The organism is Streptomyces sp. NPDC088785, from assembly GCF_044750685.1.
Lineage (GTDB): Bacteria > Actinomycetota > Actinomycetes > Streptomycetales > Streptomycetaceae > Streptomyces.
Map to the genome: position 1 here is coordinate 453671 of NZ_JBIVKH010000004.1, position 20632 is coordinate 474302.

General features: G+C 73.9%; 15 protein-coding genes and 1 pseudogene. 8 read left to right on the top strand and 8 right to left on the bottom strand.

The window, feature by feature from the left end; all coding sequences use genetic code 11:
* Positions 1-100: 100 nt before the first annotated feature.
* Entirely contained in the window at positions 101-556 is a 456-nt protein-coding gene (locus tag ACIP5K_RS16035; RefSeq protein ID WP_401409823.1) for a hypothetical protein, read from the top strand.
* A gap of 63 nt (positions 557-619) precedes the next feature.
* Here the strand turns inward: ACIP5K_RS16035 and gndA are convergent, their stop codons facing one another.
* Complete coding sequence (gndA, locus tag ACIP5K_RS16040; protein WP_401409825.1) at positions 620-2059, bottom strand: NADP-dependent phosphogluconate dehydrogenase; 1440 nt, start codon at positions 2057-2059, stop codon at positions 620-622.
* Between the two features lie 136 nt (positions 2060-2195).
* On the opposite strand from gndA, the gene ACIP5K_RS16045 reads away from it, so the two are divergent.
* Positions 2196-3167 carry an acetylxylan esterase gene (locus ACIP5K_RS16045; protein ID WP_401409827.1) on the top strand — a complete coding sequence of 324 codons (972 nt, stop codon included), beginning with the start codon at positions 2196-2198 and terminating at the stop codon, positions 3165-3167.
* Between the two features lie 107 nt (positions 3168-3274).
* Positions 3275-4522 (top strand): transglycosylase family protein, encoded by a 1248-nt coding sequence (locus ACIP5K_RS16050; protein ID WP_401409829.1) that lies wholly within the window; start codon positions 3275-3277, stop codon positions 4520-4522.
* Here ACIP5K_RS16050 and ACIP5K_RS16055 read toward each other — a convergent pair.
* The gene (locus ACIP5K_RS16055) at positions 4512-5615 is read right to left on the bottom strand and encodes a DMT family transporter (RefSeq protein WP_401409831.1); all 1104 of its coding nucleotides are present in this window, start codon (positions 5613-5615) and stop codon (positions 4512-4514) included. The genes ACIP5K_RS16050 and ACIP5K_RS16055 overlap by 11 nt on opposite strands.
* A gap of 312 nt (positions 5616-5927) precedes the next feature.
* On the opposite strand from ACIP5K_RS16055, the gene glgA reads away from it, so the two are divergent.
* The gene (gene glgA, locus ACIP5K_RS16060) at positions 5928-7085 is read left to right on the top strand and encodes a glycogen synthase (protein ID WP_401410223.1); all 1158 of its coding nucleotides are present in this window, start codon (positions 5928-5930) and stop codon (positions 7083-7085) included.
* Between the two features lie 17 nt (positions 7086-7102).
* On the top strand, positions 7103-8320 hold the full coding sequence (gene glgC / locus ACIP5K_RS16065) for a glucose-1-phosphate adenylyltransferase (protein WP_401409833.1): 1218 nt from the start codon (positions 7103-7105) through the stop codon (positions 8318-8320).
* A 3-nt stretch (positions 8321-8323) separates the two neighbouring features.
* Here the strand turns inward: glgC and ACIP5K_RS16070 are convergent, their stop codons facing one another.
* Entirely contained in the window at positions 8324-9364 is a 1041-nt protein-coding gene (locus ACIP5K_RS16070; RefSeq protein WP_401409835.1) for an Lrp/AsnC family transcriptional regulator, read from the bottom strand.
* A gap of 123 nt (positions 9365-9487) precedes the next feature.
* Here ACIP5K_RS16070 and ACIP5K_RS16075 point away from each other — a divergent pair, with 123 nt between their 5' ends.
* From ACIP5K_RS16075 to ACIP5K_RS16085, 3 genes and pseudogenes are all read left to right on the top strand, one after another.
* Positions 9488-10690: a M20 family metallopeptidase gene (locus tag ACIP5K_RS16075; protein ID WP_401409837.1), complete on the top strand. Its 1203-nt coding sequence runs from the start codon at positions 9488-9490 to the stop codon at positions 10688-10690.
* Positions 10687-12171 carry an MFS transporter gene (locus tag ACIP5K_RS16080; protein ID WP_401409839.1) on the top strand — a complete coding sequence of 495 codons (1485 nt, stop codon included), beginning with the start codon at positions 10687-10689 and terminating at the stop codon, positions 12169-12171. Before ACIP5K_RS16075 ends, ACIP5K_RS16080 begins: the two co-directional genes overlap by 4 nt.
* Before the next feature lie 9 nt (positions 12172-12180).
* A pseudogene (locus tag ACIP5K_RS16085) lies at positions 12181-15320 on the top strand (ATP-binding protein).
* Here ACIP5K_RS16085 and ACIP5K_RS16090 read toward each other — a convergent pair.
* From ACIP5K_RS16090 to ACIP5K_RS16110, 5 genes are all read right to left on the bottom strand, one after another.
* Positions 15301-16086, bottom strand: a complete 786-nt coding sequence (locus tag ACIP5K_RS16090) for an ABC transporter permease (RefSeq protein ID WP_401409840.1) — start codon at positions 16084-16086, stop codon at positions 15301-15303. The pseudogene ACIP5K_RS16085 and the gene ACIP5K_RS16090 sit on opposite strands and share 20 nt — an antisense overlap.
* On the bottom strand, positions 16083-17042 hold the full coding sequence (locus ACIP5K_RS16095; RefSeq protein WP_401409842.1) for an ATP-binding cassette domain-containing protein: 960 nt from the start codon (positions 17040-17042) through the stop codon (positions 16083-16085). Before ACIP5K_RS16095 ends, ACIP5K_RS16090 begins: the two co-directional genes overlap by 4 nt.
* 80 nt (positions 17043-17122) lie before the next feature.
* Complete coding sequence (locus ACIP5K_RS16100; protein ID WP_401409844.1) at positions 17123-18154, bottom strand: ABC transporter permease; 1032 nt, start codon at positions 18152-18154, stop codon at positions 17123-17125.
* The gene (locus ACIP5K_RS16105) at positions 18151-19113 is read right to left on the bottom strand and encodes an ABC transporter permease (protein ID WP_401409846.1); all 963 of its coding nucleotides are present in this window, start codon (positions 19111-19113) and stop codon (positions 18151-18153) included. Before ACIP5K_RS16105 ends, ACIP5K_RS16100 begins: the two co-directional genes overlap by 4 nt.
* Positions 19106-20632 (bottom strand): sugar ABC transporter ATP-binding protein, encoded by a 1527-nt coding sequence (locus ACIP5K_RS16110; RefSeq protein WP_401409847.1) that lies wholly within the window; start codon positions 20630-20632, stop codon positions 19106-19108. Before ACIP5K_RS16110 ends, ACIP5K_RS16105 begins: the two co-directional genes overlap by 8 nt.

Sequence of the window (20632 nt, forward strand, 5' to 3'; positions counted from 1 at the left end):
TGGCCGTACAGCTGATGGCCGCACAGCGGTGACGCTCTCGCGTCGCAGGCAGGTCCGGGGCCCGTCCGACGGGCCCCGGACCCGCCTCTACCATGAGCGCATGTCTCGCACCCCGCCCGGCGGAACCCGTGCCCTCGCCCTCGTGGCGGCGGCTCTGCTCCTCCTCTCGGCCTGCTCCGAGGGCGATGAGAAGACGACGGTCACGCGCGAGCGCGTCGTGGGCGACTGGACAGCGCCCGGCGGGGAGAAGCTGGCACTCGGCGCGGACCGCTCCTTCACCGCGACCGGACTCGACGCCGGTCCGCTCGCCGGGAAGCGCTGCCCGGGCGGGAAGGTGAGCGGACGCTGGAAGTTCTTCGCCGACCTCGGCGACGGAATGTACGGCACGTCCGAGCGGGCCACCTCGGGTGACAGGATCGGGCTCTCCTTCCGCGGTCTCGCCCAGGAGGACTGCGCGGTGGATCTCGCGGTGGTGGACCGGGGGAGGACCCTGTGCGCGACCGACGACCCCGACGTCGCCTGCGGCCTCGACGTGCGATTCACCCGGCGGACGTGAGAGCGCGCTCCGGGACGGGCCGCCGTCGGCCCCGGGGGTGTCCACACCCCCGGGGCCGACGGTTCAGGCCGTCACCTCGGACCGGTCACCGCCCCAGAGGGTGTGGAACGAGCCCTCGCGGTCGGTGCGCCGGTAGGTGTGCGCGCCGAAGAAGTCCCGCTGGCCCTGGGTGAGCGCGGCCGGCAGCCGTTCGGCGCGCAGCGCGTCGTAGTACGCGAGCGCCGCGGCGAAGCCCGGTGTGGGGACGCCCTGGACGGTCGCCGCGACCAGGACGGCCCGCCAGTCGTCCTGGGCCGCCGCGATCTCGTCGGCGAACTCCTTGTCGGAGAGCAGGCTCACCAGGCCGGGGTCGGCCTCGTAGGCCGCCGTGATCCGGTCGAGGAAGGCCGCCCGGATGATGCAGCCGCCGCGCCAGATCCGGGCCACCGCGCCCTGGTCGATGTCCCAGTCGTAGGTCTCGCTGCCCGCGGCGATCTCGTGGAAGCCCTGCGTGTACGACACGATCTTCGACGCGTACAGCGCCTGCTCGACCCGGTCGGCGAACGCCGCGGCCTCGGCCTCCGGCAGCGGCGCCACCGCGGGACCGGCCAGGTGCCGGGAGGCCGCGCGCAGGTCGGCGTGGCCGGACAGCGAGCGGGCGAACACCGCCTCCGCGATGCCCGAGACCGGGACGCCCAGGTCGAGGGCGATCTGCACGGTCCAGCGCCCGGTGCCCTTCTGCTCGGCCTGGTCCTGGACGACGTCCACGAACGGCTCGCCGGTCGCCGCGTCGACGTGCGAGAGGACTTCCGCCGTGATCTCGATGAGGTACGAGTCCAGCCGGCCCTCGTTCCAGGAACGGAAGATGTCCGCGATCCGCGCGGGGGAGTACCCGGCGACGTCGCGCAGCAACTGGTACGCCTCGCCGATGAGCTGCATGTCCGCGTACTCGATGCCGTTGTGCACCATCTTCACGAAGTGCCCGGCGCCGTCCGGGCCGACGTGCGTGACGCAGGGGGCGCCGTCCTTGGCCTTCGCGGAGATCTTCTCCAGCATCGGCCCGAGCGAGGCGTAGGACTCGACGCTGCCGCCGGGCATGATGCTCGGCCCGTGCAGGGCCCCCTCCTCACCGCCGGAGATCCCCGTGCCGACGAAGTGGATGCCCTGTTCCCGCAGCTCCTTCTCGCGGCGGCGGGTGTCCGCGAAGTGCGCGTTGCCGCCGTCGATGATCATGTCGCCGGACTCCAGGAGCGGGGCGAACTCCTGGATCACGGCGTCGGTGGCCTCGCCCGCCTTCACCATGATCACCAGGCGGCGGGGCCGCTCCAGGGCCGCCACGAACTCCTCGGCGGTCTCGGCCGGGACGAAGATGCCCTCCTCGCCGAACTCCTCGACCAGCTGGTGCGTGCGGGACGCGGTGCGGTTGTGGAGGGCGACGGTGTATCCGTTCCGGGCGAAGTTCCGGGCGAGGTTGCGTCCCATCACCGCGAGACCCGTGACACCGATCTGGGCTGTAGTACTCATGCCTGACGCTCCTGGATTGGGAAAATGAAAGATCTTGTTCAGTTCTGACCGTAAGGCGTAGCGTGACTGCTCGTCCCCCCACGAGACCGTCCACCCGCCGTGCCCGTCTGCACTCTTTACGATCCTGGAGCCGTGCGTGCCTCATTTCGACCTGCCGCTCGACGAACTGCGGAGCTACGAGCCCGCGCTGACGGCCCCCGACGACTTCGACGCCTTCTGGGGGAAGACGCTCGCCGAGGCCGGGGAGCACGCGCTCGACGCGCGGTTCGAGCCCGTCGACGTGCCGTACACGGCGGTCGACGTCTTCGACGTTACGTTCGCGGGCTTCGGCGGGCACCCCGTGAAGGGCTGGCTGATCCTTCCCGCGGGCACCGAGCGGCCGATTCCGGCCGTCGTGCAGTACATCGGCTACAACGGCGGACGGGGCCTCGCCCACACCCACCTCCAGTGGGCCGCCGCCGGATTCGCGCACTTCGTGATGGACACCCGCGGCCAGGGCAGCGGCGGCTCCGTCGGGGACACCCCGGACCCGGTCGGCAGCGCGCCGGCGGTCGCCGGATTCCTGACCCGGGGCGTCCAGGACCCGCACGACCACTTCTACCGCCGCGTCTACACGGACGCGGTGCGCGCCGTCGAGGCCGCCCGCGCGCACCCCCTGGTCGACGCCTCCCGGGTCGCCGTGGTGGGCGGCAGCCAGGGCGGCGGGATCTCCCTCGCCGTCGCCGGCCTGGTCCCCGACCTGCGGGCCGTCGCGGCCGACGTGCCGTTCCTCTGCCACTTCCGCCGCGCGGCCACGCTCACCGACCGGCACCCCTACCGCGAGATCGCGCTCTACCTCAAGGCGCACATCGGCGAGGACGAGCGCGTCTTCCGGACGCTCTCCTACTTCGACGGCATGAACTTCGCCGCACGCGCCACGGCCCCCGGTCTCTTCTCGGTCGCCCTGGAGGACCTGACCTGCCCGCCGTCGACCGTGTTCGCGGCGTACAACCACTGGGCGGGTGCGGAGCGCTCGATGGAGGTATATGCCTTCAACGACCACGAGGGCGGCGGCGCCTTCCAGCAGGCGGTCCAACTCCGTTGGATTCCGGGCCACTTGAAGGGCTGATTACGGCCACGGTGGCCGACGGCGCCCTTGTCAGCAGCGCGTAGGAGCGGCTAATTTGCCGCTCCTACGTGTGCCCGTGGGATTTCAGGGCAGCCAAGGGGGCGTTCATGGCATTACGCGGCCGGCACCGCCGGTATCAGCCCAGCCGGGTCAACCGGGCCTCGCTCACCGTGACCGTGGGCGGCGCCGGCATGGCGATCCCGCTGATCGGCGCGGGCGGCGCACAGGCCGCGGACATCGGCACCTGGAACAAGGTCGCCGCCTGCGAGTCCAGCGGCAACTGGAGCATCAACACGGGCAACGGGTTCTACGGCGGCCTGCAATTCACCGCCTCCACCTGGTCCGCGTACGGCGGCCGGGCCTACGCCCCGCGCGCCGACCTCGCGAGCAAGGACCAGCAGATCGCCGTCGCCGAGAAGGTCCTGGCGGGCCAGGGGCCCGGCGCCTGGCCCGTCTGCTCGCAGCGGGCCGGCCTGTCCCGCGGGGCGCCCGGTCCCGCCCAGGCCGCGGCGCGGACCACGAAGGACGTCGGGTCCGCCAAGGTCGTCAAGGACGTCCGCGACGTCAAGCCCGAGGTCATCCCGCAGTCGACGGCGAGCAGGGGCCGCTCCGAGATGTACACCGTCGTCCACGGCGACACCCTCTCCGGGATCGCCGAGACCCGGAAGGTGAGCGGCGGCTGGACCCGCCTGTACGCCGCCAACCGCACGGTCGTCGGCGGCGACCCGGACCTCATCGTCCCCGGCCAGCGGCTGACGGTCCCCGACCACGGCAAGAACGTGCCGCTGCGGCCCGACGCCCACCAGGCGGCCCCGCAGAAGCCGGACGCGAAGAAGCCCGACGCGAAGAAGCCCGGCACCGACAAGCACGCGACCAAGAAGCACGAGCCCAGGGAACACGCGACCAAGAAGCCCGAGGCGAAGAAGGCCAGTACCGGGCAGAAGGCGTCGGGCGGCGTCGTCGCCCCGGTCTCCGCGTCCATCGGCACGCCGTACCACGCGGCCGGTTCCTCCTGGTCGAAGGGCTATCACACGGGCGTCGACTTCGAGGTGCCCACCGGCACCTCGGTGAAGGCGATCGAGGCCGGCACGGTCGTCTCGGCCGGCTGGGGCGGCTCGTACGGCTACGAGGTCGTGCTGCGGCACGCCGACGGCAAGTACAGCCAGTACGGGCACCTGTCGGCCCTGAGCGTCAAGACCGGGCAGCGCGTGGTCACCGGCCAGCGCATCGCCCGCTCCGGGTCCACGGGCAACAGCACGGGCCCGCATCTGCACTTCGAGGTGCGGACCGGGCCCGGCTTCGGCAGCGACGTGGACCCGCTCGCCTATCTGCGGGCCCACGGCGTCAGAATCTGAAGGACCGGCCGCCCCCGCAGGCACTGCCCAGCCCGTCGCGCCGGTCCGGGGACTGGCGCGGCAGGCTGTCCAGCGCCGCGGGACTGTCCGGGACCGTTGGGCTGTCCCGCGCCTGCGGGCCGCCGGGATCCGCCGGCCCGTCCGGTGCCGCGTCCGAGACCGCAGGGGCGTCGGGAACCGCCCTCCTGTCCGGGACGCGCACCGCCGGCCGGGCGTCACTCTCCGTGGTGTGCTCCGGCTCCCGGGACACGGGCCGCGCCGGCTGCCCGTGCCCGATGCGCTCCGTCGTCAGCAGGATCAGGCCACCCGCCGCGACGACACCGCAGCCCAGCGCCAGGACCGTACCGATCGTGCCGTGCCGGAACGTCTCGCCGAACAGCGTGATGCCGACGGCCGCCGCCACCACCGGGTTCACCACCGTCGCCGTCGCCAGCGGCACGGCGAGGCCCGCGTCCCGGTACGAGGCCTGCGAGACCAGCATGCCGGTGCCGGCGAGGCCCGCTATCGCCAGCAGCGTCGTGAGCTGCGCCAGCGGCTCGCCCGACCAGTCGACGGCCACCGACTTCGTGAACACCGACGCCATGCCGAACGCGCCGCCCGCCGCCACGGCCAGCAGGACCGAGCGCACCACCGGATGCCGGTGCACGGCCCGCGCCGACGTCAGCAGGACCAGCACGCCCCCGGCCGTGATCAGGCCGACCAGCAGCCGCTCCGGGCCGCCCAGGGACTGCTCGGAGGCGCCCCCGGTGAGCGCCAGCAGCCCCGCGAGACCGGCCGTCGCCATGATCGCACCGCGCCAGGCCGTGGCCCCCGCCCGACGCCCCACGAGCAGGGCGGCCATCGGCAGCGCCAGGACGATCGTCAGCGCGCCCAGCGGCTGCACCAGGCTCAGCGGGCCGAGGGCGAGCGCCACGACGTGCAGGAGGGCGCCCAGGCCGTTCAGGCCGCCCGCACCCCACCACGCGGGCCTGCGCAGCGGCGCGTACGCCGTCTCCGGAGAGGTCTCCGCCACCCGCTCCTGCACGATCGCCCCGCCCGCGTAGGCCACCGCGGACACGAGGGACAGCAGCACGGACAGCGCCAGGGCGCTCATGGGGCGCTCCCGGGGGTCCGGTGCGGCCGACGGTCGGTTGTCATACCTCTACGATCTCTCGTTCCGGCCATTCGTGTCGTCCGACCTGAGCAGGCAATGGGTCCTACTCCCGATGGAGTACGCCGGAGACGGAGTCATCCCCTGGGCGGGTGGCCGGGGGACCACGGAACGTGTCGGCACTCTTCCGCGAAAGACGTTCATGGGTGACCATGGGACGCGCCCGGCGAACAGCGGTTCGCAGGACAGCGGAGCGAGGGCGGTCGCGACCTGACAGCGGTGGTGCCCGACCGATGACGGGGGTCGCGCGTGCGAGTGGGACTGCTCAGCCGGGAATACCCGCCGGATGTCTACGGCGGCGCGGGAGTGCACGTCGAGTTCCTGGCGCGCGAGCTCAGGCCGCTCGTCGACCTGGACGTGCACACCTGGGGCGAGGGCGCGGGCGACGGAGTGCGCCGGCATCGCGCCTGGCCGGCCCTGGACGGGGCGAACGACGCGCTGCGCACGCTCTCCGTGGACCTCTCCATGGCCGCCGCCCTCGAAGGCCGCCAGCTCGTCCACTCCCACACCTGGTACACGAACCTCGCCGGCCACCTCGCGGCCCTCCACCTCGGCATCCCGCACGTGCTGACCGCCCACTCCCTCGAACCGCTGCGCCCCTGGAAGGCCGAGCAGCTCGGCGGCGGCTACGCGCTGTCGGCCTGGGCGGAGCGCACGGCCATCGAGGCCGCGGACGGGGTCATCGCGGTGTCCCGGGCGATGCGCGACGACATCCTCGCCTGCTACCCCGCGCTGGAGCCCAAGCGGGTCCGCGTCGTCCACAACGGCATCGACGTCTCGCTCTACCGGGCCGACCCCGGCACCGACGTGCTGCGCCGCTTCGGCGTCGACCCGGCCCGCCCCTACGTCCTGTTCGTCGGCCGCATCACCCGGCAGAAGGGCGTCCCCCATCTGCTGCGCGCCGCCCACGAGTTGACCAAGGGCGTCCAGCTCGTGCTCTGCGCGGGCGCCCCGGACACCCCCGAGATCGGCCGCGAGTTCCGGGAGCTGGTGGAGGAGCTGAAGCGGACGCGGGACGGGGTGCACTGGATCCCGTCCATGCTGCCCCGCTCCGAGGTCGTCCAACTCCTCGGCCACGCCACCGCGTTCGTCTGCCCGTCGGTCTACGAACCGCTCGGCATCGTCAACCTGGAGGCGATGGCCTGCGGCACCGCGGTCGTCGCCTCCGCGGTCGGCGGCATCCCCGAGGTGGTGGCCCACGGCGAGACGGGCCTGCTCGTCCCGTACGCGGAGCAGGACCCGGAGGGCTTCGAGCGCGGCCTGGCCGACGCGCTGAACACGGTGGTCGCCGACCCCGCCGAGGCCCGCGGGCTCGGCGCGGCGGGCCGCGAGCGGGCGGCCGCGGAATTCGGCTGGGACGCGATAGCCAGGCGCACGGTCGGGGTATACGAGGAGATCCTTGACGGCGCCTGAAACATGGGGGGTTGGGCATGCGCGGTGGGCCTTCGGTGCTCGGGATCGTACTGGCGGGAGGAGAGGGCAAGCGGCTGATGCCGCTCACCGCGGACCGGGCGAAGCCCGCGGTGACGTTCGGCGGCATGTACCGCCTCGTCGACTTCGTGCTCTCCAACCTCGTCAACGCCGACATCCTGCGGATCTGCGTCCTGACGCAGTACAAGTCGCACTCGCTCGACCGGCACGTGACGACGACCTGGCGGATGTCGAGCCTGCTCGGCAACTACGTCACGCCGGTCCCCGCCCAGCAGCGGCTCGGCCCGCGCTGGTACTCGGGCAGCGCCGACGCCATCCTCCAGTCGCTGAACCTGGTCCATGACGAACAGCCCGACTTCATCGCGGTGTTCGGCGCCGACCACGTCTACCGGATGGACCCGCGCCAGATGCTCACCCAGCACATCGAGTCCGGTGCGGGCGTCACCGTCGCCGGGATCCGGGTGCCGCGTTCCCAGGCGTCCGCGTTCGGCGTCATCACCCCCGCGGGCGACGGCACGCGCGTCGAGGCGTTCCTGGAGAAGCCCACCGACCCGCCGCCGCTGGCCGGCTCGCCGGACGAGGTGTTCGCCTCCATGGGCAACTACCTCTTCACCACCAAGACGCTCGTCGACGCCCTCCTCCAGGACGCCGAGGACGACGACTCCGCGCACGACATGGGCGGCTCGATCCTGCCGCTGCTCACCGAGCGCGGGGTCGCCCAGGTCTACGACTTCGACGCCAACCACGTCCCGGGCGAGACCGAACGCGACCACGGCTACTGGCGTGACGTCGGCACGCTCGACACGTACTACGACGCCCACATGGACCTGGTCTCCGACCGGCCCGCCTTCAACCTGGACAACCGGCTCTGGCCGATCTACACCCACGCCGGGCAGCTGCCGCCCGCACGGTTCTGCGCGGCCGGCATCGCCAGCGAGTCGATCGTCAGCCCCGGCTGCGTGATCCGCGGACAGGTCACCCGGTCCGTGCTGTCGCCCGGCGTGAGTGTCGAGGACGGCGCGGTCGTCCAGGGCTCGGTGCTGCACGACAACGTCCGCGTCGGGCGCGGGGCCGTGGTGCGCGGCGCGGTCCTCGACAAGAACGTGGAGGTCCCGGCCGGCGCCACCATCGGCGTCAACCCGGGCCGGGACGCCGAGCTGTACACCGTCTCCCAAGGCGGGGTGATCGCGCTCGGCAAGGCCCAGTCCGTGCGCTGAGGCTCAGCCGCCCACGGCCCGCACGTCGATCGGCACCGCGCCGGTGCGGTAGCCGCGCTCGTCCAGCAGGTTCCCGTTCAGCTTCATCGGCCACAGGGCCACCGCCCGGTCGACGACGGTGAGCGCGGGCACCCGCTCGGCGAGCCGGACCTCGAAGCGCTGGGCGTCGTCGAGCGAGCGGACCCAGGCGACCAGCTTGAGGTTGTGCCGGCCGATCACGCCCGCGCACAGCCGCACCTCGCGCGCGCCCGTGACCTGCTCGGCCACCGCGCGCAGCTCGGCGGGGGCGGCCCGGCCCCACAGGATCAGCGAGACCGGCCACTCCGACAGCGGCCGCGCCACCTCGCAGCGGAACTGCGCCATGTTGGACGCCAGCAGCCGGTTCAGCCGGCGCCGGACCGTGTCCGGGCCGGTCCCGCACCGCTCGGCCAGCGCCCGGTGGCTCGCCCGGCCGTCCACGGACAGCTCGGCGAGCAGCGCGTGATCGAGATCGGTCAGCGCGAAGGCGGCCCCGTCCGCGCGGGGCGCCGCGTCCTCGGCGAGCCGGGCGATCTGCTCACCGCCCAGGGCGCGCAGCCGCCATCGGCTGCCCTCCGTGTACACGGTGCTCGCCAGATGGGTGCGGGTGCCGACGATGCCCTCCAGCGCGCCGAGCCGGTGCGTCACCCACCGGGTGAGCGCCGACAGCCGGGGCGCGAGGACCGTCAGCAGCAGGTCACGGCCGCCGCTGACGTGCTCGACGGTGATCACGTGGGCCTCCGCCACGAGCGCCCGGGCGACCTCGGTCAGCCGCCCGTTCGCGCAGTCGACCTCGACGAACGCCAGGCAGCCCTGCCCGGACTCGGCGGCGGCGGGCCCCGGATGGCAGCCGATCCACGCGGACCCGTCGCGGGTCAGCCGCTGCCAGCGCCGGGCCACCGTCACCGGGTCCGCCCCCACCACCGCGCCGATCCGCGCCCACCCGGCCCGGGGCGCGATCTGGAGGGCGTGCACCAGCGCCTGGTCCAGCCCGTCCAGGGCCTGCCTGCCGAAATCCTGCGTCACCGCTGCATCCTCGCGTTTTCCCTGCGTTTTCCGGTCCGGTCCTGCGGCAGGGCGGCACCCTGACGCCATTCCGCGCACGCTCCACCGCGATCAGCCGGACCGTACCAGGAGGTTCACCCCCGCATGTCGCTCACCGCACGCGCCCAGGAACTCCAGCCCGACCTCGTCCGGCTGCGCCGCGCCCTGCACCAGGAACCCGAACTCGGCCTCCGGCTGCCCCGCACCCAGGAGAAGGTCCTCGCCGCCCTGGCGGACCTGCCCCTGGAGATCACCACCGGCACGGGCCTCAGCTCCGTCACCGCGGTGCTGCGCGGCGGGCGGCCCGGCGGCGCCGTCCTGCTGCGCGCCGACATGGACGCCCTGCCCGTCACCGAGGGCAGCGGGGTCGACTACGCCTCCCGGGTCCCCGGCGCCATGCACGCCTGCGGCCACGACCTGCACACCGCGGGCCTGGTCGGCGCCGCGACCCTGCTCGCCGAGCGCCGCGCGGACCTGCACGGCGACGTCGTCCTCATGTTCCAGCCGGGGGAGGAGGGCCACAACGGCGCCGGCCTGATGATCGAGGAGGGGGTGCTCGACGCGGCGGGCAGGCCCCTCGACGCCGCCTACGCGCTGCACGTCGCCTCGAACACCCTGCCCGGCGGCTGGATCGCCACCCGCCCCGGCACCGTCACCTCCGCCTCCGACCGGCTGAGCGTGACCGTACGCGGCAGAGGCGGCCACGGCTCGACGCCGTACAGCGCCAAGGACCCGATCCCGGTCGCCTGCGAGATCGTCACCGCGATCCAGACCTGGGTGACCCGCCGCTTCGACCTGTTCGACCCCGCCGTCGTCACCGTCGGCACCTTCCACGCCGGTACCCAGCAGAACGTCATCCCCGACACCGCGACCTTCGGAGCGACGGTCCGCAGCTACTCCGAGCCCGCCCACGAACGCCTCGTCGAGGGCCTGCCCCGCCTGGTGCGCGGGATCGCCGAGGCACACGGCGTCGAGGCCGACGTGACGTACGAGGTGAGCTACCCGGTCACCGTGAACGCGCCCGACGAGACCGCCTTCGCGCTGGAGACCGCCCGCGACCTGTTCGACGCGGGCGAGGTCTGGCAGGCCCCCAACCCCTCCAACGGCTCCGAGGACTTCGCGTTCGTCCTCCAGCGCGTCCCCGGCGCGATGCTCATGGTCGGCGCCGCGCCCGCGGGCACCGATGTCGCGAACGCCCCGATGAACCACTCCCCGCTCGCCGTCTTCGACGACACGGTCCTCGCCCGGCAGGCCGCCCTGCTGGCCGCGCTCGCCGAGCGCCGCCTGGCCCGCGGAGCCACCGCGTGAGCGCCCGGGGGAGCGCCGCCCCGGACACCGGACCGCCGAAGGTCCGGGCGGTCGTCGGGCTGCTCGTCGCCTTCGAGCTGGTCAGCGGATTCCTCCAGGGCGCGGCCGTGCCGCTGGTCCCCGAGATCCAGCACGGACAGGGCGTCAGCACCGGTACCGCCCAGTGGTTCACCTCGGTCCAGCTGCTCGCCGCCGCCGTCGCCGTCCCGGCCCTCGGCCGCCTCGGCGACCTGTACGGACACCGGCGGATGCTCCGGCTGTCCCTCGCCGTCGTCGCGGCGGGCACCGTCCTCGTCGCCTGCGCCCCGAACCTCGGCGTGCTGCTGCTGGGCCGCGCCCTGATGGGCCCGCTCGCCGCGCTGCTGCCCCTGGAGATCGGCCTCGTACGGGACCGGCTCAGCGTCGACGGCGGCCGCCGCGCCGTCGGCCTGCTGGTCGGCGCCCTCACCCTCGGCACCGTCCTCGGGCACGGACTCGTCGGACCGCTGCTCAGCCTCCTCGGCGCCCTGCGCCCCACCCTCGCCGTGCTCGCCGTCGCCGCCGTCGGCTGCCTCGCCCTGTCCTTCACCGCGATCCCGGAGTCCCGCACCCGCGGCCGGGGCCGCATGGACTGGTCCGGCGCCGCCCTCCTCGCCCTCGCCCTGGTCACGCTGCTCGGCACGGTGGCGCGCGGCTCCTCCCGGGGCTGGACCTCCGCGCCCGTCCTCGGCGGACTGCTGCTGGCCGCCGCGCTGTTCGCCGCGTGGACCAGGACGCAACTCGGCCGGCCGGACGCCCTGGTGGACGTCCGCGCGGTGGCCCGCCGGCAGAGCGCCCCCTTCTACGCGTCCGGGTTCGTGCTCGGCGCCGTGATGCTCGGCGGACAGCCCGTCGCCGTCAGCTTCATGGCCGCGTCCCCCGACGCGACCGGGTACGGATTCGGCCTCGCCGCCTGGCAGATCAGCCTCTACGGCGTCATCCCCAACATCATGGCCTTCGCCGGCTCCGCCCTGTGCGCGGCGCTCGCCACCAGGATCGGCTACCGCACCCTGCTGCTCGGCGCGTTCGCCCTGCTCACCGTCGGACACACCGCACTGCTCGCGGTGCACTCGGGACTCGCCCCGTTCGCGGTGGCCAACGCGCTCGTCGGGGTCGGCTGCGGCCTCGCGCTCGGCGGACTGCCCACCGTCGTCGTGGAGGGCAGCGCCGCCGACCGCACCGCGAGCGCCACCGCCGTCTACAACAACCTCAAGACCCTCGGCGGCAGCGTCGGCGGCGCCGTCTTCTCCGTCGCGCTCGGCTCCCTCGTCATCGGCGCGACCGACACCCCGTCCCTGACCGCCTACCTGACCGTCTGGGCCGGCGGCGCGGCGGCCTGCGCGCTCGCGGTCCTGGTCCAACTCGGCGCGGGCCCACGGCGATCCGCGGCCCCTGTCCCGGCTGTCCCGGCTGTCCCGGCCGTTCCCGCCCCGGCGGGGCCGGTCTGCGACCGCCCTGGTTAACCTGCACGCGTGACCTGTGACCTGACCCTCCTGCCGCGCGTCGCCTGGCGCGGACAGGAGATCACCGCGCCCCGGCTGCGCGGACTGCTCGCCCTGCTCGCCGGTGACCCGCGCACCGGCTGCGGCACCGAGCGGCTCGTCGCCGGCCTGTGGCCGGACGCCCTGCCCGAACGGCCGGGAAAAGCGGTGCAGGTCCTGGTCTCCCGCGCCCGGGCGCAGTTGGGCGCCGACGTCATCGAGAGCACCCCGGCCGGCTACCGGCTCGCCCTCGCCGACGACCGGATCGACAGCTCCGCCCTGCTCCTGCACGCCGCCGCGAGCGCCGACCGGGCCCGCGCGGGCGACCACGCGGGCTCCCTGGCCGCCGCAGAGGCCGGCCTCGCCCTGTGGGAGGGCACCCCGGACGACGGCGGAGCCGACCCCGTCGCGGCGCTGCGCGCCGAACGCGCCCCCGTCCGCGCCGCGCTCGCCCGCGCCCGGGCGCTCGCCCTGGCCCGGCTCGGCCGGCACGCGGAGGCCGCGGGACCGCTCGCCGAGACCGCCGCCCGGCAGCCGCACGACGAAGAGGTCCTCGCCGAACTGCTGCGCGGCGAGGCGGCCACCGCGGGCCCCTCCGCCGCACTGGCCCGCTACGAGACCCACCGCCGCGCACTGCGCGACGCCCTCGGCACCGACCCCGGACCCCGGCTCAGGGCCGTCCAGCAGGAGCTGCTGGGCGGCGAGGCACCCCCCGTCCGGCACGGCGTCCCCCACGAGCCGAACCGGCTGCTCGGCCGCGACGACGACATCGCGGCGGTGCGGACCCTCCTGACCACCTCCCGCGCCGTCACCGTCGTCGGCCCCGGCGGCCTCGGCAAGACCCGCCTCGCACACGCCGTCAGCCGCCGGGCCGCCCAGCGCGTGGTCCACTTCGTGCCGCTGGCCGGCGTCACCGCCGACCAGGACGTGGCCGCGGAAGTGGCCTCCGCGCTCGGCGCGGGCGGCGCCCCGGACACCCCGAGCCCCCCGGACACCCCGAACGCGCCGGACGCGCCGTCGCGTTCCGTCCCCCGCATCCTCGCCGCGCTCGGCCCCGGCCCCGCCCTGCTGGTCCTCGACAACTGCGAACAGGTCGTGCGGGGCGCCGCCGACCTCGTCCGGGCCCTCGTCGCGTCGTCGCAGGACCTGCGGATCCTCACCACCAGCCGGGCCCCGCTCGGCCTGACCTCCGAGGCCGTGTACGCGCTGCCCGAGCTGCGACTGGCCACCTCCGTCGAGCTGTTCACCCAGCGCGCCCGCGCCGCCCGGCCCGGCGTGGAGCTGCCGCCGGACGACGTCGCCGCGCTCTGCCGCCACCTCGACGGGCTGCCGCTCGCCGTGGAGCTGGCCGCCGCCCGGGTCCGCGCCCTGTCCGTGCCGGAGCTGGCCCGCCGCCTCGGCGACCGCTTCGCCCTCCTGCGCGGCGGCGCCCGGGACGCCCCGGAGCGGCACCGCACCCTGCACGCCGTCGTCGACTGGAGCTGGAACCTCCTCGACGAGGACGCCCGGGCCGCGCTGCGGACCCTGTCCGTCTTCCCCGGCGGCTTCCTCGGCGCGGCGGCGGAGCGGATCCTGGGCGCCGACGCGCTGTTCCTCCTGGAGGAGCTGGCCGGCCAGTCCCTGGTCACCGCCACCGACACGCCGGCCGGGGTGCGGTTCCGGATGCTGGAGACCGTACGGGAGTTCAGCGCGGCCCGGCGCGCCGAGGCGGGCGAGGACGAGCACGCCGTGCTCCGACTGCTTGAGTGGGCACGGGAGTTCGGGGAGGCGCACCACGACGTCATATTCGGCTCGGAGCCGCTGCCCGGCTGGGAGCGGATCAAGGCCGAGCAGGACAACCTCGTCCTGGCCCTGCGGCACGCCCTCGCCCGCGAGGACGGCCCCACCGTCGCCGCCCTGACCGCCGTCCTCGCCACCCTGTGGTCCAACGACGCCCACTACTCCCGCCTCGCCACCCTCGCCGCCGACACCGGCCCCCTGCTCTCCCACTACCGGCCCGCCCCCGGCCAGGCCGAAGTCGCCCGCGCCGCGGCCGTGCTCTGCGTCGCCGCCCTGCTCATGGGCTCGGGCGTCAGCGCCGTCCGCCAGCTCGTCGCCCTGCGCCGACTGCCCGCCGCCCCGCCGGACACCCTGCTGCGCGCCACCGCCGTCGTACTGAGCGCCGTCCCCGACATGCGGCCCCCCGACCACGCCGTGCTGCGCCGCCTCTGCGCCGACGCACAGCCCCTGGTCGCCGGGATCGCCGAGAGCATCGCCACGTACGTCTGGGAGTACGCGCACGACCTGGACCGCGCGATCGCCTCGGCCCAGCGCACGCTCACCGAACTGGCCCCGGCCGACAACCCGTCCGTCCAGCTCATGGGCCACTCCCGGCTCTCCGAGCTGTACTTGCGCACCGGACGCGGCGACGAGGCGTACGCACACCTCCGCACGGTCCTCGCGGTGGTGCCGCGGCTCAACGACGGGCACGACTACATCTTCATCCGCCGCCACCTGGTCCTCGCCTGCCTGCAACGCGGCGACCCCGACGAGGCCGAGTACTGGCTGCGCCGCACCGAGCAGGACACCGCGCCCGCGCAGGACGCCGCCTACCGCCCGGACCTCGCCGGGCGCGCCGAGATCGCCCTGGCCCGCGGGCTCACCGAGGTCGGTCTCGGACTGTGGCGCGGCGCCGTCGAGCGGACCATCGCCGCCGGGCCCGGCCCGGCACCGCCGCCGCGCTCGAACCGTGGGCACTGATCATGCAGTCGGTGTCGGTGACCGCGCACGCCCACGCCGGGCGGCTCGACGCGGTCGCGGCGACGGTCGGCCGGCTGCGGCAGTGGCTGCGCACTACGCTCGCCGGCCCCACCCGCGCACCGGCGGACCTGTACGTCCTCGGCCCGGTGCTGCACGCGCTCGGCCTGGCCGACATCGGGACCGACGCCGCCCGCGCCGTACGGATGATCGCGCTGGCCGAACGGCTGGGGGTGGGGCGGGAGTTCCAGCCGACGATGTCCGCGTCCCGGGCCCGGAGCGCGGCCGAGGCCGCCGACCGGGCGGCGTACCACGACGCGGTGTCGGAGTACGCCGCCCTGGACCGGGACGCACTGGGGGCCGCGGCCCGCGCCCTCACTTCGGGTCGCGGTTGAAGGACGCCGTCGCCCAGCGCCCGCCGAGCGCGGTCAGCGCCACGCACCACAGCAGCGCGATCCACCAGTTGTGGCCGATCCCGGTGCCCAGGAGCAGGCCGCGCAGCGTCTCGATGGCCGGGGTGAAGGGCTGGTATTCGGCGATCGGCCGGAACCAGCCCGGCATCGTGTCCGCCGGGATGAAGGCGCTGGAGATCAGCGGCAGCAGGATCAGCGGCTGCGCGCTGTTGGCCGCGCCCTCCGGGGTGGGGCTGGCGAGCCCCATGCCGACCGCGATCCAGGTCAGCGCCAGGGCGAAGAGGACGAGCAGCCCGAACGCGGCCAGCCACTCCAGGACCGTCGCGTCGTGCGACCGGAAACCGATGGCCACCGCCACGGCGCCGACGAGCACCACGCTCGCCACGCACTGGAGCACACAGCCGACGACGTGCCCGATGAGCACCGAACCGCGGAAGACGGCCATGGTGCGGAAGCGGGCGATGATGCCCTCGGTCATGTCGGTCGCGACGGACACCGCGGCCCCGATCACCGTGCCGCCGATCGTCATCATCAGGATGCCGGGGACGAGGTAGGCGATGTAGTCGGAGCGGTCGTCGCCACCGATGCCCGCGCTCATCACGTCGCCGAAGATGTAGACGAAGAGCAGCAGCAGCATGATCGGGGTGAGCAGCAGGTTCAGGGTCATCGACGGGTAGCGGCGGGCGTGCAGCAGATTGCGGCGCAGCATGGTCCGCGTGTCGCGGACGGCGAGGCCCAGGGCGCTCATCGGACGGTCTCCTTCGACGGGTCGGTGCTGGTCAGGGCGAAGAACACGTCGTCCAGGTCCGGCGTGTGGACGGTCAGCGCGTCGGCCTCGACGCCGGCCGCGTCGAGCCAGTCGAGAATGGCGCGGAGCTCGCGCTGGCTGCCGTCGCTGGGGATCTGGAGGGTCAGTGCCTCGTCGTCGCGGGTGGCCTCGCGCAGGGCGTCGGCGGCCGACCGGTGGGCGTCGGGGTCGGTAAAGCGCAGCCGCACATGCCCGCCGGGGACGATCCGCTTGAGTTCCTCGGCGGTGCCCTCGGCGGCGATCCTGCCGTCGTGCAGCACGGCGATCCGGTCGGCGAGCTCGTCGGCCTCCTCCAGGTACTGGGTGGTGAGGAAGACGCTCACGCCGTCGCGGACCAGCTCGCGGATGATGCCCCACATCGTGTGGCGGGAGCGCGGGTCGAGGCCGGTCGTCGGCTCGTCGAGGAAGATGACGCGCGGCCCGCCGACGAGGGTCATGGCGAGGTCGAGGCGGCGCTTCATGCCGCCCGAGTAGGTGGAGGCGGGCTTCTTCGCGGCCTCCACCAGGTCGAACCGCTCCAGGAGTTCGGCGGTGACCCGGCGTCCCTCGCCCCTGGAGAGGTGGTGCAGGTCGGCCATGAGGAGCATGTTCTCCTCGCCGGTGATCAGTCCGTCGACGGCGGAGAACTGCCCGGTCACGCCGATCAGGGCGCGGACCGCCCGGGGGTCGGTGGCGAGGTCGTGCCCGCCGACCCGCAGGGCGCCGGCGTCGGCGGTGACGAGGGTGGAGAGGATCTTCACGGCGGTGGTCTTGCCCGCGCCGTTCGGTCCGAGCAGCGCGAAGACCGTCCCCTCCGGCACCGTCAGGTCGATGCCGTCGAGGACCACCTTGTCGCCGAAGCACTTGCGCAGCCCGTGCGCCGCCACCGCGAGCGGGGGTTTGGTCGTTGTCGTCATGCCGCAGAGCGTGCGGCACGCCGCTCTCAGCGCGGCCTCAGCCCGGTTTCAGCCGCGGCGAAACCGGTGAAACCCCGGGCTCACAGCACCCGGCGGCGCCTCCCGAGCCAGGTCTGGGCGATCACCACGACCGCCAGGAACGCCCCGCTGACCACCTGCTGGTACGCGGAGTCGAGCGAGCCGATCTGGTTGATGACGTTCTGGATGACCTTCAGCAGCAGCACGCCCACGAGCGAGCCGCTGATGAACCCGAAGCCGCCCGTCAGGAGCGTGCCGCCGATGACGACCGCCGAGATCGCCTCCAGCTCCATGCCGGAGCCGAGGATGGTCACCCCGGACACCAGCCACGCCGCGTTCAGCGCCCCGGCGAGCCCCGCGCACAGCCCCGACACGGTGTAGACGCCGATCTTCGTGCGGGCCACCGGCGCGCCCATCAGCGCCGCCGCGTCCTCGTTGCCGCCGACCGCGTACACGTACTGGCCGAAGCGGGACCGCCGAAGCACGACCGCGCCGCCGACGAACAGCGCCAGGGTGATCCACACCGGGACGCCGATCCCGAGCAGCCGGCCCTGGCCGAGCGTGGCGAAGAACGTGGACTTGTCGACGAGATACGTGGTCGACCCCTCGTCGGTGATCGCGAGGAGCAGCCCGCGCGCGCCGAGCATCGCCGCGAGCGTCACGATGAACGGGGCGAGCCGGGAGCGCGCGATGAGCAGCCCGTTCACCAGCCCGATCAGCCCGCACACCGCCAGCGGCAGCAGCAGCGCCACCACCGTCCCGTACCGCGAACCCCACGCGGCGAGCACCCCGCCGAGCGCGAACAGCGAGCCCACCGACAGGTCGATGCCACCGGTGACGATCACGAAGGTCATGCCGAGCGCCACGACGGCGAGGAACGCCGACGACAGCGCCATGTTCTCCAGGTTGTCCCCGGTCAGGAACGTGTCGAAGGAGAGCGACGCGGCGATCACCGCGATCACCAGCGTGACCAGCGCGCCGTGCTGCTGCGCGAGCGCGCTCAGCCGCTCCGCGCGCGTCGCGCCCGGCGGTTCCTCGTCGACCGTCCTGGCCGGCCCGGTCGTCCCGGGCGCTGTGGAGTCCGTCATCGTCATCGCTTCCCCCGCTCCCTGGCCGCGTAGACGGCGAGCACGATCACCACGGCCTGCGCGATCTGTGTCCACGACGGCGGCAGGTCGTGCTTGATGAGCGTGGCCGTGAGCAGCTGGATCAGCACCGCGCCCGCGACCGTGCCGCCGATCCGCACCCGGCCGCCGGTCAGCGGCGTGCCGCCGACCACCACCGCGGTGATCGCGGAGAGTTCCATCAGATTGCCGAGCGACGTCGGGTCGCTCGCGGTGAGCCGCGCCGTCGCCAGCACCCCGGCGATCGCCGCCAGGACACCCGACGCGACGTAGACGAGGACGAGCACCCGCCGCACCGGGAGTCCCGCGAGCCGCGCGGCCGGGCGGCTGTCGCCGATGGCCAGCAGCTGCCGGCCGAACGTGGTGCGGCGCACCACGAAGGCGACCAGCAGGGCCAGCGCCGCCGCGATCAGCACCAGATAGGGGATGCCGAGCACGTCGCCGGTGCCGAGCGAGCGCAGCCCCGGATCCCGCACGTCCTTCAGCTGCGGCAGCAGCACCAGGGCGAGCCCGCGCCCGGCGACCATCAGCGCCAGCGTGGCGACGATGGGCTGGACGCCGATGAACGCCACCAGCGCGCCGTTCGCGACCCCCACCAGCGCCCCGCCGACCAGCGCCGCCACGACGGCGACCACCACGCCGTAGCCCAGATAGAGGGAGATGACGGAGGTGGCGAGCGCCATCACGGAGCCGACCGACAGGTCCACGCCCTCGCTGCCGATCGCCAGCGCCATGCCGAGCGCCACGATCAGCACCGGCGCCACCTGCACGGCCTGGGTGCGGAAGTTCTCCGCCGACAGGAAGTGCGGGGTGAACGCGATGTTCGCCAGGAGCAGCACCGCGACACCGGCGTACACGCCGTAGTCCTGGAGGAGGCGCAGCAGCCGGTCGCGGTCGACACCGGCCCTGCCCAGGGTCAGATCACTCAACGTGCTTCCCTTCAAAGGGAGTCGCGGCGATCGCGCGCATCAGACGATCCTCCGTCACCGCGTCTCCGGCGAGCTCCGCGACCACCGCGCCGTCCTTCAGGACGACGACCCGGTCCGAGCCCTCGATCAGCTCCTCCGGGTCGGAGGAGATCAGCAGCACCCCGAGGCCGTCGTCCGCCAGCTCGTCGATGAGCTTCTGGACCTCGGCCTTGGCGCCGACGTCGATACCGCGCGTCGGCTCGTCCAGCAGCAGCACCTTCGGGTTCATCGCCAGCCAGCGGGCGAGCAGCACCTTCTGCTGGTTGCCGCCCGACAGCTCGCCGACCTTCTGGTGCGGGCCCGCCGTCTTGATCCGCAGCCGCGCCACGAAGGTGTCGACGATCCGGTCGATCCGCGCCTCGTCGACCAGCCCGAACCGGGACAGCCCCGGCAGCGCCGCGAGCGCGATGTTCTCCCGCACCGAGAGGCCCGGCACGATGCCCTCCGCCTTGCGGTCCTCCGGCAGCAGGCTGATGCCCGCCCGGATCGCCGCGGGCGTGGATCCCGAGCGGACCGGCGAGCCGGCCACGAGCACCCGGCCGCTGTCCGTGGGCAGCGCGCCCGCGATGGCCTTCGCGGTCTCGCTGCGGCCGGAGCCGAGCAGCCCGCCGAGCCCGACGACCTCGCCGGGCCGCACCTCCAGCGACACCCCGTGCAGCTGATGGCGGACCGTCAGTTCCTGCGCGCGCAAGATGGGTTCGGCGGCGGCGTCGTGCTCGCCGGAGAACTTCGTGAGCCCCTCGTCCCGCACGTCGCCGATCGCGCGGCCGAGCATCAGCGACACCAGGGCCAGCCGGTCCAGGTCGGCGAGGTTCCCCGTGTGCACGACCTTGCCGTCGCGCAGCACGGTGACCGTGTCACAGACCTCGTACAGCTCGTCGAGCCGGTGGCTGACGTAGACGACCGCGATGCCCCGCTCGCGCAGCATCCGGATCACGCCGAACAGCGTCCGCACCTCGCGCGGCTCCAGCGACGACGTCGGCTCGTCCATGATGACGACCTTCGCGTCCACCGAGACGGCGCGGGCCAGGGCCACCATCTGCTGGGCGCCGACGCCGAGTTCGCGCAGCGGCCGCTGGACGTCCACCCGCACGCCCAGCTCGCGCAGCGCCGCGTCCGCCTCCCGGTTCATGCGCCGGAAGTCGATCAGGCCGAGCCGGCCGCGCGGCTCGCGGCCGAGGAAGAGATTGCGCGCCACGCTCATCAGGGGGACGAGATTGACCTCCTGGTAGATCGTGGAGATGCCCGCGTGCTGCGCGTCGAGCGGGGTGGCGAAGGCGACCGGCTCGCCGTCGTAGCTGAGTTCACCCGCGTCCGGGTCCGGCCGGTACACGCCGGTGAGGACCTTGATGAGCGTGGACTTGCCCGCCCCGTTCTCCCCGATGAGCGCGTGCACCTCCCCGGCGCGCGCGGTGAAGTCGACACCGTCGAGGGCGCGCACGCCGGGGAACGTCTTGCTGAGACCTGTCACCGACAACAT